This is a genomic window from Siccibacter colletis (assembly GCF_025914095.1).
GTDB lineage: Bacteria > Pseudomonadota > Gammaproteobacteria > Enterobacterales > Enterobacteriaceae > Siccibacter > Siccibacter colletis.
In genome coordinates, this window is record NZ_CP074352.1 from 889087 (window position 1) to 903567 (window position 14481).

17 protein-coding genes are annotated in these 14481 nt (G+C 59.4%); 11 read left to right on the forward strand and 6 right to left on the reverse strand.

Features of this window, described 5'->3' with window-relative positions:
• Window positions 1–108 precede the first annotated feature (108 nt).
• Entirely contained in the window at window positions 109–369 is a 261-nt protein-coding gene (gene iraP, locus KFZ77_RS04315) for an anti-adapter protein IraP (RefSeq protein ID WP_031524199.1), read from the forward strand.
• 261 nt (window positions 370–630) lie between these two features.
• On the forward strand, window positions 631–945 hold the full coding sequence (locus KFZ77_RS04320) for a PsiF family protein (RefSeq protein ID WP_264385531.1): 315 nt from the start codon (window positions 631–633) through the stop codon (window positions 943–945).
• 54 nt (window positions 946–999) lie between these two features.
• Here the strand turns inward: KFZ77_RS04320 and proC are convergent, their stop codons facing one another.
• The gene (gene proC, locus KFZ77_RS04325) at window positions 1000–1809 is read right to left on the reverse strand and encodes a pyrroline-5-carboxylate reductase (protein ID WP_264385532.1); all 810 of its coding nucleotides are present in this window, start codon (window positions 1807–1809) and stop codon (window positions 1000–1002) included.
• Between the two features lie 109 nt (window positions 1810–1918).
• On the opposite strand from proC, the gene KFZ77_RS04330 reads away from it, so the two are divergent.
• Genes KFZ77_RS04330 through KFZ77_RS04340 form a run of 3 tightly spaced genes read left to right on the forward strand, consistent with a single transcriptional unit; the run spans window position 1919 to window position 3357 of the window.
• Window positions 1919–2434, forward strand: a complete 516-nt coding sequence (locus KFZ77_RS04330; protein ID WP_031524205.1) for a hypothetical protein — start codon at window positions 1919–1921, stop codon at window positions 2432–2434.
• Between the two features lie 9 nt (window positions 2435–2443).
• Window positions 2444–2899, forward strand: coding sequence for a DUF421 domain-containing protein (locus KFZ77_RS04335; RefSeq protein ID WP_031524207.1), 456 nt, complete (start codon window positions 2444–2446; stop codon window positions 2897–2899).
• Window positions 2899–3357 (forward strand): YaiI/YqxD family protein, encoded by a 459-nt coding sequence (locus tag KFZ77_RS04340; protein WP_264385533.1) that lies wholly within the window; start codon window positions 2899–2901, stop codon window positions 3355–3357. Before KFZ77_RS04335 ends, KFZ77_RS04340 begins: the two co-directional genes overlap by 1 nt.
• On the opposite strand, the gene KFZ77_RS04345 is transcribed toward KFZ77_RS04340, so the two are convergent.
• Window positions 3354–4070, reverse strand: coding sequence for a DUF2076 domain-containing protein (locus tag KFZ77_RS04345; protein ID WP_264385534.1), 717 nt, complete (start codon window positions 4068–4070; stop codon window positions 3354–3356). The genes KFZ77_RS04340 and KFZ77_RS04345 overlap by 4 nt on opposite strands.
• Before the next feature lie 335 nt (window positions 4071–4405).
• On the opposite strand from KFZ77_RS04345, the gene aroL reads away from it, so the two are divergent.
• The 4 genes from aroL to ppnP all read left to right on the forward strand — a co-directional run bounded on the left by aroL (window position 4406) and on the right by ppnP (window position 6443).
• Window positions 4406–4930, forward strand: coding sequence for a shikimate kinase AroL (gene aroL / locus KFZ77_RS04350; RefSeq protein ID WP_264385535.1), 525 nt, complete (start codon window positions 4406–4408; stop codon window positions 4928–4930).
• 56 nt (window positions 4931–4986) lie between these two features.
• Window positions 4987–5178, forward strand: a complete 192-nt coding sequence (gene yaiA, locus KFZ77_RS04355) for a protein YaiA (RefSeq protein WP_031524215.1) — start codon at window positions 4987–4989, stop codon at window positions 5176–5178.
• 216 nt (window positions 5179–5394) lie between these two features.
• Window positions 5395–6072, forward strand: coding sequence for an AroM family protein (locus KFZ77_RS04360; RefSeq protein WP_264385536.1), 678 nt, complete (start codon window positions 5395–5397; stop codon window positions 6070–6072).
• A gap of 80 nt (window positions 6073–6152) precedes the next feature.
• Window positions 6153–6443 carry a pyrimidine/purine nucleoside phosphorylase gene (gene ppnP / locus KFZ77_RS04365; protein WP_031524219.1) on the forward strand — a complete coding sequence of 97 codons (291 nt, stop codon included), beginning with the start codon at window positions 6153–6155 and terminating at the stop codon, window positions 6441–6443.
• Between the two features lie 52 nt (window positions 6444–6495).
• Here the strand turns inward: ppnP and rdgC are convergent, their stop codons facing one another.
• Window positions 6496–7407, reverse strand: a complete 912-nt coding sequence (gene rdgC / locus KFZ77_RS04370) for a recombination-associated protein RdgC (RefSeq protein WP_264385537.1) — start codon at window positions 7405–7407, stop codon at window positions 6496–6498.
• Between the two features lie 125 nt (window positions 7408–7532).
• Between rdgC and mak the strand changes: the two genes are divergently transcribed.
• Complete coding sequence (gene mak, locus KFZ77_RS04375; RefSeq protein WP_264385538.1) at window positions 7533–8444, forward strand: fructokinase; 912 nt, start codon at window positions 7533–7535, stop codon at window positions 8442–8444.
• A gap of 36 nt (window positions 8445–8480) precedes the next feature.
• Here mak and KFZ77_RS04380 read toward each other — a convergent pair whose 3' ends face one another.
• The gene (locus KFZ77_RS04380; protein ID WP_264385539.1) at window positions 8481–9071 is read right to left on the reverse strand and encodes an NUDIX domain-containing protein; all 591 of its coding nucleotides are present in this window, start codon (window positions 9069–9071) and stop codon (window positions 8481–8483) included.
• A gap of 80 nt (window positions 9072–9151) precedes the next feature.
• Between KFZ77_RS04380 and KFZ77_RS04385 the strand changes: the two genes are divergently transcribed.
• A complete protein-coding gene (locus KFZ77_RS04385; protein ID WP_031524223.1) occupies window positions 9152–9907 on the forward strand; it encodes a DeoR/GlpR family DNA-binding transcription regulator in 756 nt (251 codons plus the stop codon).
• Between the two features lie 21 nt (window positions 9908–9928).
• Here KFZ77_RS04385 and sbcC read toward each other — a convergent pair whose 3' ends face one another.
• Both sbcC and sbcD read right to left on the reverse strand, forming a co-directional pair.
• On the reverse strand, window positions 9929–13084 hold the full coding sequence (sbcC, locus tag KFZ77_RS04390) for an exonuclease subunit SbcC (protein WP_264385540.1): 3156 nt from the start codon (window positions 13082–13084) through the stop codon (window positions 9929–9931).
• The gene (gene sbcD, locus KFZ77_RS04395) at window positions 13081–14295 is read right to left on the reverse strand and encodes an exonuclease subunit SbcD (protein WP_264385541.1); all 1215 of its coding nucleotides are present in this window, start codon (window positions 14293–14295) and stop codon (window positions 13081–13083) included. Before sbcD ends, sbcC begins: the two co-directional genes overlap by 4 nt.
• Window positions 14296–14481 lie beyond the last annotated feature (186 nt).

The window sequence follows — 14481 nt, forward strand, 5'->3', positions numbered from 1 at the left end:
GGTTGAGCACAAAACGGTTATTTATTTGTTAATTATTTTTATTGATATATTTGCTTTTCCTGAAATGGGTGCTAACGTCGCTGCGTCTCTATTAAGGAATTTCCTAAGATGAAAAATCTCATCGCCGAATTGCTGGTTAAACTTGCTGAAAAAGAAGATGAATCGAAGGAGCTGGTGGCGCAGGTTGAGGCGCTGGAGATTGTAGTGACCGCGCTGCTGCGCCGTATGGAGCAGAGTGAGCAGAGCGCGCTTATCAACGGCATCGAAGAGGCAATGGCCCAGGCGCGGCCCACGCAAACTGTTGCTGAGCGGGATGCGGAGTTACTGCAGCAATATTTAAAGAAGCTGTTAAAGCACCCACGCAGTTAACGGTGGGGTAAGGCTTATTTAGCAAAATAGTATCGGTTATTTTGTGCTGCATTGATTTGCTGTATGTAGCCTCAGGCCAACGTAGCGTAATTATCTGTGGTTACTGCCTTACGCATTTCATTTGCTGCGTTTATTATTTAAGTGCTGCTTAACAAAATAGTATTAATGTTACCGGGTTAGCAAAGCGAGCGCGGCCCGGTGGTGTTTTTGACATAACGCATCAGACTTACTGTGTCAGATGACAACAAAAAGGATGATGCTATGAAAATAACTCTGTTACCCGCCGCTCTGCTTGGTATGACGCTCGCATGCGGCGTACAGGCTGAAGAAAAACAGCCCACGCCGCAGCAGCAGCGAATGACCAGCTGCAACGAGCGCGCCAGCGCGGATGCGTTAAAAGGGGATGAACGAAAGGCATTTATGAGTAATTGCCTGAAGAACGACCGCGATAAGGAAAAAGGGCTGACGCCGCAGCAGCAAAAAATGCGTGAATGCAGCAACCAGGCCACGCAGCAGTCCCTCAAAGGGCAGGACCGTACCAAATTTATGAGCGGCTGCCTGAAAAAATCCGCGTAGGCAATCCCCCGGCGAGCGTGTGTCGTCGCGCTCTGCCGGGAATTTACACACCAGTTATGACTTGCTCAGCTTCTCGGATTTCGCCATGCATTTTTCCATCGCTTCGATCACCGCCGCACGGAAACCACGCTCTTCCAGCACTTTCACCGCTTCAATCGTAGTCCCGCCCGGAGAACAGACCATGTCTTTCAGCTCGCCGGGATGCTTACCGGTTTCCAGCACCATTTTGGCGGAGCCCATCACCGCCTGGGCGGCAAACTTATAGGCCTGCGCGCGCGGCATGCCACCGAGCACGGCGGCATCTGCCATCGCTTCGATAAACATAAATACGTAGGCCGGTGCGGAACCGCTGACGCCTACCACCGGGTGGATCATCGGCTCGGCAATCACTTCGGCTTCGCCAAAGTAGCGGAAGATATTGACGATTTCCGCCGTCTCTTCCGGCGTCACCAGCGCATTCGGGGTGATGGAGGTCATCCCGGCATTCACCAGCGCCGGGGTATTCGGCATGGTGCGGATGATTTTGCGGTCGTGCCCGAGCACGGTAGCGAGCTGATCGAGCGTCACCCCGGCGGCAATCGACACCAGCAGCGTCTCTTTATTCAGGCTGGAAGCGACGTCGCTGAGCACTTTCAGCGTGATGTTGGGTTTGACCGCGCTAAAGACGATGTCGGCGATCTGCGCGACCTCCTGGGCACTCTGCGCGGCATTGATGCCGTACTCATCGTGCAGAGCGGCAACGCTGCTGGCAGAAGGGGTATACACCCAGACGCTGCCCGGTTTCACCTCTCCGCTGGCAATCAGCCCGCCAAGAATCGCTTTGCCCATGTTGCCACACCCAATAAAACCAATTTTCTTATCCACAGCGTCACTCCATCGTCAGTGCATCATCGGAATCGGCGCTTAGCTTAACGCGGTTTCCGGCATCGGGGTAAGGCATCGGCTACGCTTAATGAAAAAAAGTGAGGCGGCGATGGATAAACCAAAACAAAACGAGTTTGCCAGTCGTGACTATCCGGTACAGGAAAATATGACCGCCCAGCGTAAGGAGTGGCGGTTCCAGGCGGCGGGCAATTATGTGCTGTTTACTATCGTGATCCTGGCGCTACTGGGGCTGTTTTCCGACGGCATCATCAGCGAAACCGCGCAGACCAGTGCGAACGGCAAGCTGACGGTGGAGTACCAGCGGCTGATCCGTGCCCAGAGCGATGAGCGTTACATACTGCGCGTGCAGGGCGAGCCAGACCGGCCGGTGCGTATCACGCTGGGCGGTGATTTTATGGAGCGCTTTCAGATACAGACGCTGTTCCCTGAGCCCTTAATTACCCATACCAGCGCGCGCGAGATGACACTAACCTTTGCGGCCACCCCCGATGGCCGGCACGCGGTATGGATTGGGGCGCAGCCTGAGTCAGCTGGCTATTTCACCTCGATAATTACTGTGGATGGCCAGCCGGGCATGACGCTGCGCCAGTGGTCCTGGCCCTAGGAGAATCTTATGGATAGCGTAATGCGCGCGGCAGGTATGTATCTGCTGTTGCTGGTGGTGCTGAAAATTGCCGGACGACGCACCCTGCTCGAAATGAACGCCTTTGATTTCATTCTGCTGCTGATCATCAGCGAAGCGACGCAGCAGGCGCTGCTGGGGAATGATTTCTCGTTTACCGGTGCGGCACTGACTATTATCACCCTGATTGTGATGGACATCCTGTTCAGCTTCCTGAAAAACCGCTTTCCCCGTCTTGATTTACTGCTGGACGGTTCACCGCTGATTCTGGTCGAGCATGGGCGGCCGCTGCACAAGCGCATGCGCAAAGCGGGGATCTCCAGCGACGATATTCTCTCGTCGGCGCGAACCGGGCAGGGAATTGAGCGTATCGACCAGATTAAATTTGCCATTCTGGAGAAGAACGGGAAAATTGCCGTCATCCCGCGAGATAATCAGGAGTCGTAATGGCCATTTGGGTGGATGCGGATGCGTGTCCGAACGTAATTAAAGAGATTTTATTCCGCGCCGCGGAACGAGCGCAGATCATGGTGACGCTGGTCGCGAACCAGAATCTGCGCGTCCCGCCGTCGCGCTTCGTGCGTGCGGTGCGGGTGCCTGCCGGGTTTGACGTGGCCGATAATGAAATTGTGCAGAAGTGCCAGCCGGGGGATCTGGTGATCACCGCCGACATTCCGCTGGCGGCGGAAGTGCTGGAGAAAGGGGCGGTAGCGCTCAATCCGCGCGGCGAGCGCTACAGCGAAGCTACCATCCGTGAACGGCTCACGATGCGTGACTTTATGGAAACCCTGCGCGCCAGTGGGGTACAGACCGGCGGCCCGGACAGTCTCGGGCCGCGCGATCGCCAGCTTTTTGCCGCCGAGCTCGATAAGTGGCTGCTGGCGGTGAAGCGACAGACGCCTTAAATCCAGCTGTCGTCGTCGCTGCCGACGTCATCGTTGACGTTATCCCAGGAGGTATCCACCACGTCGTTGGCATTATCCTGCGGCAGGCCCGCATCCTGGTTGAGGAACTGGCTGTCGTCCGCCTGGTTGTAGTCTTCCACGGCATTCACTGCCGTGTTTTCTACCGGCTGGGCGGGTTCGTTGATGATGTTCACCAGTTCCTCGGGCTGGGTATGGCTGAACATGCTGGTCAGCATATTACCCAGCACCACGCCCCCGGCCACGCCAGCTGCGGTTTGTAGCGCCCCGGCCATAAACCCACCGCCGCTGCGCTGCCCGAAGCCTGCCATCGCATTGCCCGCCGGCGGTGGGCTATAGCTGCCCGGCGCGGCGCCCTGCACTGGTTGCGTGCCGGGTATGGCATTGTTGCTGGTCGGGCGTGAGCCGCCGCCAAACAGGCCGGACAGGAAGCCGCCGCTGCTCTGCTGCTGACGCCCGGCATGTTGCAGCTGGGCGACCTCCCCCTGCAGCGCCTGCACCTGGGCATTCAGCTGCTTAATGGCCGCCTCCTGAATCAGGATGGTTTGCGCCATGTAGTAGGGCGCGCCCGGCTGGCTTTGCAGGTGGCGGCTGATGTGCTGCTCTGCCGCTGCGTCGCGCGGCGCGCTCTGTTTTTCCGCCTCCTGCAGGCGGCTAAAGAGTCCGTCAATGAGCTGCTGCTCTTCCGATTGCATGATTCACACCTCTTTCATCACCTGTAATGATAATAAGTGTGGTGCATTCTCGCGGGTTGTAAACGTTTCGTCCGTAACGGTGAGGGGAAATAATGTTACGGTTTGCACAACGAGACTTGTGTTTAACCCGAGCTTTACAGTATGGTGAGCTGCGTTGCAGCGGTGACAGGTTTCCTTTACATCTTGAGCGCTGCAATATTCTTGTTAACAGGGCATTAACACCGAACGTGGCTATTAATGTAAATAATTTTTTACACATCTCCCTGTAATCATTGACTGGCATTATTACCCTGAAAAAACAGTTCCCCGCGAGGGTGACAGAGGATTTCTCGTTCATGACGCAACCCATTTTCCTGATCGGCCCGCGCGCCTGCGGTAAAACTACGGTCGGAGAAGGACTGGCTCAGGCCACCGGCTTTGAGTTTGTCGATACCGATCGCTGGCTGCGCCAGCACAGCGGCATGACCGTGGCGGAGATTGTGGAAAAAGAGGGGTGGGAGGGCTTTCGCCAGCGCGAGAGCGACGCGCTGCAGGCGGTAACGGCACCGGGAACGGTGATCGCCACCGGCGGCGGCATGGTGCTGTCCGAGGCCAATCGCCAGTTTATGCATGAGCGCGGCGTGGTGATCTATCTCTGCGCCCCGGCGCAGGTGCTGGCTGCCCGTCTGGCGGCGGTGCCGGAGCAGGGCCAGCGCCCGACGCTGACCGGCAAAACCATCGTCGATGAAGTCGAGGACGTGCTGGCCGAGCGTGAAACGCTCTATCGCGCGACAGCGCATCACGTTGTTGATGCTACCGGCAGCCGGGATGAGATTGTCGCCCAGCTGTTAACCGCGCTGCATCTCGCTCAGGCAAGCTAAGCGGTAAAATTGTCTATACTTATAGCCCGACCTTTAACAACAACAAAGGAAGCGCTATGCCAACAAGACCCCCGTACCCACGTGAAGCGCGTATTGTCTCCGTCGAAAAAGGCGGTGCCGATCAGACGGTAACCTGGTATCAGCTGCGCGCCGATCACCCGAAACCGGACTCGCTTATCAGTGAGCATAACACCGAGCAGGAAGCGCTGGACGCCAAACGCCGTTATGAAGATCCCGAAAAGTCCTGATCGTCGTCACTCTACCGTGCGGCGTTAGCCTCCTGACGCCGCCGCTGACCCTGGCTTATCAACCCCGGCCGCTTATCTGACTCGTAGCGCATTTTTTCACGCGCTTTCTGGTAATAATGCTATTCTTTTTGGCTATCACGTAAACCAAAATGAACGCGCTGTTATGCGTGGGTGCCAGAGCCGGATGGGTGTAGCGATGAAGGGCGGTAAGCAAAAATGAATGCAACATTGGCGATGGTTACGATTGGTGTCGTACCCGTAAGTGAAGTTTTACCGTTATTAACTGAGCATATCTCCGAAGAACACATTACCCATCTCAGCCTGCTGGCCTCGCTTTCGCGTGAAGATGTGCTGTCAGAATACCGCCTTGAGCCAGGCGAAGAGCCGCTCTACGTTCTGCTCAGCGACGGCAAAAGCGCCGAAATTTCTTTCCCCAAAGTCGAAATCGCCCTGCAGGGGGTGATCGAAGTGCTGGATAATCAGGGCTTCGACGTCATTCTGCTGATGAGCACGCTGCGCTTCAGCAATCTCAACGCCCGCAACGCCATGCTGCTGGAGCCGGCACGCATTATTCCGCCGCTGATCGCGACCATCGTTGACGATCACCAGGTCGGGATCATCGTGCCGATGCCGGAACTGATGCGCCTGCAGGAGAAGAAATGGGCAGTGCTGGAGCAGCCGCCGGTCTACGCGCTGGCGAACCCGTTTTACGATACCGAAGCCGAGTGGCTGCGCGCCGCTGAAAAGCTGGTGGAGCAGGGAGCGGATGTGCTGCTGCTTGACTGCCTGGGCTTCCACCAGCGCCATCGCGATCTGCTGCAAAAATCACTCGACGTGCCGGTACTGTTAACCAACGTGCTGGTGGCGCGTCTGGCCTCTGAGTTACTGATGTGACAGAAAAAAACAATTTACGTGACAGCGGCGGACGCTGCCCCCTATAGTGGTTTTTCGACCACTTTTAAAAGGGACCGTCCATGCTTCAGAGTAATGACTATTTTTCCGGCAAAGTGAAATCTATCGGCTTTTCCAGCAGCAGCACCGGGAAAGCGAGCGTTGGCGTGATGGAAGAAGGGGAGTACAACTTCTCAACGGCGCAGCCCGAAGAGATGACGGTGGTCAGCGGCGCACTGAAGGTGCTGTTGCCGGGCGACACAGAGTGGAAGGTTTACGGGCCGGGCGAGCGCTTCAACGTGCCGGGGCACAGCGAATTCCACCTGCAGGTGGCTGAACCCACCTCTTATCTTTGCCGTTACCTTAAAGATTAACGTTTTGCAGGCGGTGCGCAAAGGTACGGCACCGCCACTCTGCCAGCGCTGATTAGCGCTGCGCTTCGCCGCCCAGGCCTTCCACGATATTCTGAATCAGCGCGGCAAGTTCGCCGGTCATCAGGATAAAGTCAGCGTCAAAGCGCCCTGCCACGTCTTCCCGTTCAATATCTTCATTCTGGTCGCGCAGTTCGTCAGCGAACTTCAGGCGCTTGATGGAGCCATCTTCGCAGATCATAAACTGAATGCGCTGCTGCCAGTCGAGCGCCAGTTTGGTCACTACTTTACCGGCTTCGATATGCACCGCGATCTCGTCGCTCACCAGATCCTGCTGCTTGCAGCGCACCACGCCGCCGCCTTCGAGCATTGCCTTAAGCTCCGCTTCGTCCAGCAGTTGGAAGCCCTGCGCCACGTTACCGGAGCGCACCCATTCGGTGAGCGTCAGTTCGATGGGTGTTTCCAGCGCCAGCGGCACTACCGGCAGCGAGCCAAGGCTCTTACGCAGCAGCGCCAGGGTATCTTCCGCCTTTTTGGCGCTGGCGCAGTCCACCATAATCAGCCCGTTGACGGTATCGATCCACATCATGGTCTGGCTGAAGCGGCTGAACGCGCGCGGCAGCAGCGAGTGCAGCACTTCATCTTTAAGGGAATCTTTTTCGGTCTTTTTCAGCTTGCGCGCCTGCTCGGCTTCAAGCTTCGCGATTTTCGCTTCCAGCGCCTGCTTGATAACCGGCGCTGGCAGCATTTTTTCTTCTTTGCGGGCGCAGATAACGATCTGACCGTTGGCTTCATGGGTCAGCGCGTCGCTGTGCGAGCCCATCGGCGACACCCAGCCGGTTTTCGCCATGTCCTGACTACCGCAGGGCGTGAAGGTAAACGCCGCCAGTTGTTTCTCCATCTCATCCGCGCGCAGCGTGATGTCACGGCTCAGACGGTAAACCATTAAATTTTTAAACCACAGCATGTTCGTTTCCAGCCTGCTAGTTAAACGCAGCGGGCATGATAGCGAATTGTCGGACGGGTTTCATTGCGATTAACGCAGCCTCGCTCTACTCTCTGAGCTAACGGTTTGATTATGAGGAGAGTTCTGTGCGCATCGGCATTGATTTAGGCGGTACGAAAACAGAGGTCATCGCGCTGAGCGATGACGGACAGCAGCGTTTTCGCCATCGTATCCCCACCGCCCGGGATGACTACGCGAAAACCGTCGAGGATATCGCCGGGCTGGTTGAGCTGGCGGAACGCGAAACTGGCGAACAGGGCAGCGTCGGCGTTGGCATTCCCGGGTCGCTCTCTCCCTTCAGCGGCGTGGTAAAAAACGCTAACTCCACCTGGCTCAACGGTAAACCGCTGGACAAGGATTTGAGCACGCGCTTACAGCGTGAAGTTCGGCTGGCAAACGATGCTAACTGCTTTGCAGTCTCGGAAGCGACGGACGGTGCCGCCAGCGGTGCGCAGACCGTGTTTGGGGTGATCATCGGCACCGGCTGCGGCGCGGGGATGGCGATCAACGGACGGGTGCATACCGGCGGTAACGGCAACGCCGGGGAGTGGGGCCACAATCCGCTCCCCTGGATGGATGAAGACGAGCTGCGCTACCGCGAGGAAGTGCCGTGCTACTGCGGCAAGCAGGGCTGCATCGAAACCTTTATCTCCGGCACCGGTTTCGCCACCGATTACCAGCGGCTGAGCGGCCAGGCGCTGAAAGGCAACGATATTATGCGCCTCGCCGATGAGCAGGATGCGGTCGCGGAGCTGGCGCTGTCGCGCTACGAGCTGCGGCTGGCCAAATCCCTGGCGCACATCATCAACGTGCTCGACCCGGACGTGATCGTGCTGGGCGGCGGCATGAGCAACGTCGATCGGCTGTATAAAACGGTGCCGCAGCTGCTGCCGCACTGGGTGTTCGGCGGCGAGTGCCGCACGCCGGTGCGTAAAGCGGTGCACGGCGACTCCAGCGGGGTACGCGGTGCGGCCTGGCTGTGGCCGCTGAGCATCTGACGACACGGGCCGGCGTGATGGCCGGCCCGGTAGCGATCAGGCGTTCAGCCGCCCGGAAAGTGCCAGGTGCTGGAGCAGCATAATGGTCTTGGCATCCACGATGCGGCCATCGCCGATGGCAGCAAGGGCATCTGCAAAGGGCATCTCCACCACATCAATGTCTTCACCTTCCTCTTTCATCCCGCCGCCGTCGCTCACGCGCTGGCTGGCGTCATAGCGGGCGATGAAAAAGTGCAGCTTTTCGGTAACCGAGCCGGGGCTCATAAAGGCTTCAAATACGCGCTCCACGCGTTCGATGCGGTAGCCGGTCTCCTCTTCCGCTTCGGCCTTGATACGCGCTTCGGCATCAAGATTATCCAGCAGGCCAGCTGCGGCCTCCAGCAGCCAGCCATCATGCCCGTTGACGAATACCGGATAGCGAAACTGCCGGGTCAGCACCACGCTCTGCTGCGTCGGGTTATAGAGTAAAATTGTCGCCCCGTTGCCCCGGTCATACACCTCCCGGCTCTGGCGTTGCCACTCCCCATCCCGACGCTGCTGTTCAAAAGTATATTTTTTCAGCAGGTACCAGTCATCGGACAGCACCTGGCTATCCAGCGTGCGTATTTTTGCATGTTCAGATTGCATGTTACCCCCTGCGTCAGTACGATAATCACAATAACGTGCACATTTGTGCATCATCGTGAATGAACGTGCAAGGGTTTTTTATGCTGACCTCTCAACGTAAGCAGCTCATCCTGCAAAAACTGGCCGCAGACGGACAGGTGCAGTCGAAAGCGCTGAGCGAGGCGTTTGACGTCTCGGAAGATACTATCCGGCGCGATCTGCGCGAGCTGTCGGCGGAAGGGCTGCTGCAGCGCGTGCACGGCGGTGCGCTGCCCGCATCCGCTGCTGTCGCCACGTTTTCAGAGCGTAAAACCCTGGCGCTGGATTCAAAACGCACCATCGCCAGACGCGGCGCGGCGCTGATCGAACCGGGGCAGGTGGTGATCATCGACGGCGGTACCACCACTGCAGAACTGATCACCTTTCTGCCGCGGGATCTGGAGCTGACGGTGGTAACACACAGTCCGGGCATTGCGCTGGGGCTGGCGGATCACCCCAGGATTGAGGTCGTCGTCATTGGCGGGCGGCTGTACAGGCATTCGCTGGTCGCGGTCGGTGCGGCCGCAATCGAGGGGATCGCAAAGGTGCGCGCCGATCTGTTTTTTATGGGCGTCACCGGCATCCACTGCGAGGCCGGACTGAGCACCGGCGACTATGAAGAGGCGAGCATCAAGCGTGCTTTCTCGACCCGCGCGGCGGAAACCGTGGTGCTGGCTTCGGCGGAAAAAATCAATACCGCGTCGCGCTGGGTGATTGGCGACGTCAGCATGGTGAATACGCTGGTGGTGGAAAGCGCGACCGAAGAGAGTCTGCTGACGCCGTTCACCGCCCGGGGAATCGACGTCATCAGAGCCTGACCGGGAGATCGGTCAGGCCATTTATTTCACCGCAAACTCACGCGCCAGACGGCTGACGCCCAGCCCGTTCATTTTGTGGACCTTGATTTGCACCGGGATGCGCTCTTTCATCGCCTCGACGTGACTGATGACGCCGATGGTCTTGCCGCTGGCGTTGAGGGCATCCAGCGCGTCGAGGGCGATATCAAGCGTTTCCGCATCCAGGGTGCCGAATCCCTCATCAAGGAACAGCGAGTCGATGCGGGTTTTATGGCTCACCAGATCCGAGAGCGCCAGCGCCAGCGCCAGGCTCACCAGGAAGCTCTCTCCGCCGGACAGCGTGCGGGTATCGCGCTCCGCGTCGCCCTGCCAGGTGTCCACCACTTCCAGCTCCAGCGCGTCGCTCGCTTTACGTTTCAGCAGATAGCGCCCGTGCAGGCGGGTCAGCTGGTTGTTAGCCAGCCACACCAGATTATCCAGCGTCAGCCCCTGGGCAAATTTGCGGAATTTATCCCCTTTCTGCGAGCCAATCAGATGGTTGAGCTGGCCCCAGCGCTCCAGTTCCTCACGCGCATAGGCCATCTCCTGCTGCATTCCGGCGAGGCGGGTGCGGTTTTCGGCGTCGTGGCGCAGCTGCTGGGCGATCTCGCCCTGACGCGTGGTGTTGTCGCGCAGCTGCTGAGTCAGCGCTGCCAGCCGGGCCGACACAACGGACACATCGGTATCGGCATCCAGCCCGGTCGGGCGCGCCGCCTGATGCTGCGCCAGCGCGTTTTCCGCCTGCTGCATCAGCACGCTGCATTGTTGTACCTGTCGCTCCAGCTGCTGCTTACGCTGTTCCAGCGCCACACGCTGTGCCTCATCAAGCAACGCGCTGCGGAATTGAGCCTCATCGGCAAAGGGGCTGGCATCCAGTTCTTCTGCGAAGCGCCGCTCAGCCTCACGCTGTTCAGCTTCCGCCTGCTTAAGCTGTGCCTCCAGCAGGGTAAGCTGGCCGCCGAGTGTACTGCACTCGCTGTGCAGCGTCTGCCAGCCTTCCAGCGCGCGCTCGCGTTCATGTTCAGCCAGCGGCGGCGGGGTGGAGCCGTCATCTTCCAGGGTAGCGAGCAGATTCTCCAGCGTCGCGGCCTGCTGACGCCGCTGCGGCAAGGTCTCCTGCTGGTGCAGCCACTGCTGTGACTCATGCTGACGCGCCGCCAGCCAGACGTCCTCCTCTCCGGCTGCCGGATGGGTGAGCCCGACCTGGTCCAGCGCCGTGCAGAGCGCATCACGCTGGCGGGCGATCTCCACGGTCTGGTCGTTGAGGTGCTGCTGGTCTTTCTGCAGCTGGGCTTCCAGCGTCAGGCGCTCATCCAGCTGGCGCAGCCGGGCTTCATACTGCTCCTGCTCATCCAGCCAGCCGGTAACATCGTCCTGTGGCGTCAGGGCGATACGCAGCGCGGCGCAGCACTGCTGCCAGCGGGCGTTCAGCGCGGCCTCATCTTCGTTCAGGGCATGGAGCGACGCCGCCAGCTTCTCACGCTGCTGGCGGCGCGTATCCAGCTGGCCTTTGAGCGCGAAGCCCTGTTCAGCGAGGGCCGCAACCTCTTTTTTGAGGGCGTTTAGCCGCTGCTGATTCTCGCCGGGCTGCAGCGCCTGATAGCGGGCAACGGCGGGGTGGCTGGTGGAGCCGCACAGCGGGCAGGGGGTATCCGGCTGGAGGCGGGCGCGCTCGGCTTCCAGGCTTTGAATGATGCGTTCCTGTTCCACCAGGGTTTCCAGATCGCTTTCGTGCTGGCGCTTCTCTTTGTAACGCTGGCGGCGTGCTGCCAGCTCCACCTCCTCGTCGGCAATCTGTTTATCCAGCGCGGCGAGTTCACCCTCCAGCTCTGCCCGGCGTTTGTTCAGCGCGGCGAACTGCGGTTGCAGGGCAGCAAGCTGCTGACGCTCGCGACGCGAGGCGTTCAACTGATGTAAATGAGTACTTACTTCTTCCCGGTTCAGGGAGAGCGCCGCCGCTGGCAGCAACGCCAGCTTCTGTTGACTGGCCGCGATAGCCTGCTCGCGTTCCCGGCGCTGTTTTTCATCGCGCTGCTGCTGAGCAAAGGCCATGCGCCAGCCGGTCAGCTCCGCGCTCCACAGGCGGTAGCGGTCGTGCTGGCTCAACCAGCTCTCGGTCTGGCTGATTTCAGCGTGCAGCGACCTGAGCTGGCCGTCAGCCAGCTGGCGCACCTGCTGGCGGCGTACTCTCGCCTGCTGTAAGCGAGCATTCACATTCTCTCGCTGCCGGGCGATCTGCTGCTGCGCCTGCTGACGCTCCTGGCGCTGCTGCCACCAGGGCCGCAGCTTCTCGGCGGGCAGGGCGCGGCTGAGCTGTTCCAGCGCCGGTGCGGCCTCTTTCAGCGCCTGTTCCGCCCCGGCATGCGCCTGGCGGGTGCGCTGCTGTTCCGCCGTCAGCCCGGCCAGCTGGTTCAGCCACTGCTGCTGCGCCTGAAGCGTCTGCTGTTCGGCGACACGCTGTTTTTCTTCGTCAGTAAGCGCCTGCAAACTTTGCGTCAGCTGCTGGTGCTGTTCGGCGTCGAGCAACATCACGCCCTGCGCCTGGGCTTCGAGCTTCTCCAGCGCGCTGCGCGCTTCCTTATGCTTTTCAAAGACTTTTGCCGAAATCAGGCCGTAAATTTCGGTGCCGGTCAGCTCCTCCAGCAGTTCGGCGCGCTCTTTGGCGTCGGCATTGAGGAAGGCGGCAAACTGCCCCTGGGAGAGCATCATCGACCGGGTGAAGCGGTCGTAGTCCAGCCCGGTGAGGGCGGCGACCATATCCAGCTTGTCTTTAATTTTATCGGCGAGGATTTTGCCGTCGCTGACCTGGGCCAGCTCGACGCGCGGCGCCTGCAGGTTGCCTTCGATCTGATTACGCGCCCGGTACTGGCTCCAGAACGCGCGATACGCCACGCCTTTTACTTCAAACTCCACCTCCGCCAGGCACTCGGCGGTATCGCGGGTCATGAGATCGTTCTGCGCCTGGGAAATATTACTCAGGCGCGGCGTCTTGTGATAAAGCGCCAGGCAGATGGCGTCCAGCAGGGTGGTTTTCCCCGCCCCGGTGGGGCCGGTGATGGCAAACAGACCGTTGCTGGCGAACGGCTCGGCGGTAAAGTCGATTTTCCACTCGCCTTTCAGGGAGTTCAGGTTTTTTAACCGCAGGCTCAGGATTTTCATGCGTCATCCTCCTGCTGCATCTCTTCCAGCGTTCGGGCTAACAGGGTGCGCAGCGGCGGTTTTTCTTCCTCGCTCAGCGCTTCCAGCGCCAGCCGACGGTCAAACACCTCTTCAACCTGTAGCTCGCTCAGGGTTTCGTAGTGCTCTCCGGCAGCCATCTGCTCGCGCTGTTCGCGGCTGCGGCGCAGCAGCACTACCTCTACCGGCAGATCTTCCGTCATCGCCAGCACCTGGCGCTGCATGTCATACATAAAGGCCTCGCCGCTGACTTCAATATCCAGCCACACTTTGGGGCTGGCGGGGGCATCGCGCCAGCGTTCCAGCTGGCTTTCAATCGCGGTTAAATCGCCTTTCAGCACCGCCAGCGGCTGGGTGACCGGCACCGGCAGCGGTGTAATGTCCTGGAGTTTGCCGTGGCTGAACTCCACCAGCAGCACGCTTTTCTCGCTGCCGGTTTCATCGAAGCTCAGGGCGATGGGCGACCCGCAGTAGCGGATGTGCCCGGTGGAAACCACCTTCTGCGGGCGGTGAATATGCCCCAGCGCGATGTAATCCGCGGCGGGGAAGCGCTCCGCCGGGAACGCCTCCAGGGTGCCGATATAGATGTCGCGCACCGCATCGCTTTTGCTGGCCCCGACGGTAGTAAGGTGCCCGGTGACGATGATCGGCAGGTCGCGATCCCCGCGCAGGGCGCAGGCCGCGTCATAGCACTGCTGGTAGTGATCGGTAATGGCGTGCAGCAGTTGGGTCTGTTTTTCGCTGCCGGACAGACCCGCCTGGCTTTTTACGATGTCGCGCGGGCGCAGAAACGGCACCGGGCAGAGGATCGCCCCGGGCGTGCCGTCGCGGCACTGCAGTACCCGGGCCTGGTTCTCGGCCACCAGCCCGGCGCTGGCGAACACCCAGGTGTTGAGGCAGGCCAGCAGCTCGCGGGATTCATTCAGCGTGGCGACCGAGTCGTGGTTCCCGCCCAGCACGATGAGCTGGCAGCCGGTGGCCTGCAGATTCACCACAAACCGGTTGTACAGCTCGCGGGCGTAACTCGGCGGCGTGCCGGTATCAAAGATATCCCCCGCCACGATGATGGCGTCCACCTGCTGCTCTGCCGCGGTCGCGACCAGCCAGTCGAGAAACGCCTGATGCTCGGCGGCGCGGCTTTTGGTATAAAAATTCTGCCCAAGGTGCCAGTCAGAGGTGTGAATCAGGCGCATGCGGGGATCCTTCATGGAAAAAATGCGTGGGGGCGATTATAAACAAGCTGGACGGGAGATGTCGCGACGCTGTGACATACTCATTTTCTGCGGTCATATACCGGTCATGTTTTTCATAAATCTGTCATAAATGTGAAGCATAATGGCGCCGCGTTTAATATTGATGACTTATATAACAGGGCAAAT

Coding starts and splice junctions, on each gene's coding strand:
- iraP (WP_031524199.1), top strand. CDS start 109: ATGAAAAATCTCATCGCCGAATTGCTGGTTAAACTTGCTGAAAAAGAA.
- KFZ77_RS04320 (WP_264385531.1), top strand. CDS start 631: ATGAAAATAACTCTGTTACCCGCCGCTCTGCTTGGTATGACGCTCGCA.
- KFZ77_RS04330 (WP_031524205.1), top strand. CDS start 1,919: ATGGATAAACCAAAACAAAACGAGTTTGCCAGTCGTGACTATCCGGTA.
- KFZ77_RS04335 (WP_031524207.1), top strand. CDS start 2,444: ATGGATAGCGTAATGCGCGCGGCAGGTATGTATCTGCTGTTGCTGGTG.
- KFZ77_RS04340 (WP_264385533.1), top strand. CDS start 2,899: ATGGCCATTTGGGTGGATGCGGATGCGTGTCCGAACGTAATTAAAGAG.
- KFZ77_RS04345 (WP_264385534.1), bottom strand. CDS start 4,070: ATGCAATCGGAAGAGCAGCAGCTCATTGACGGACTCTTTAGCCGCCTG.
- aroL (WP_264385535.1), top strand. CDS start 4,406: ATGACGCAACCCATTTTCCTGATCGGCCCGCGCGCCTGCGGTAAAACT.
- yaiA (WP_031524215.1), top strand. CDS start 4,987: ATGCCAACAAGACCCCCGTACCCACGTGAAGCGCGTATTGTCTCCGTC.
- KFZ77_RS04360 (WP_264385536.1), top strand. CDS start 5,395: ATGAATGCAACATTGGCGATGGTTACGATTGGTGTCGTACCCGTAAGT.
- ppnP (WP_031524219.1), top strand. CDS start 6,153: ATGCTTCAGAGTAATGACTATTTTTCCGGCAAAGTGAAATCTATCGGC.
- rdgC (WP_264385537.1), bottom strand. CDS start 7,407: ATGCTGTGGTTTAAAAATTTAATGGTTTACCGTCTGAGCCGTGACATC.
- KFZ77_RS04380 (WP_264385539.1), bottom strand. CDS start 9,071: ATGCAATCTGAACATGCAAAAATACGCACGCTGGATAGCCAGGTGCTG.
- KFZ77_RS04385 (WP_031524223.1), top strand. CDS start 9,152: ATGCTGACCTCTCAACGTAAGCAGCTCATCCTGCAAAAACTGGCCGCA.
- sbcC (WP_264385540.1), bottom strand. CDS start 13,084: ATGAAAATCCTGAGCCTGCGGTTAAAAAACCTGAACTCCCTGAAAGGC.
- sbcD (WP_264385541.1), bottom strand. CDS start 14,295: ATGCGCCTGATTCACACCTCTGACTGGCACCTTGGGCAGAATTTTTAT.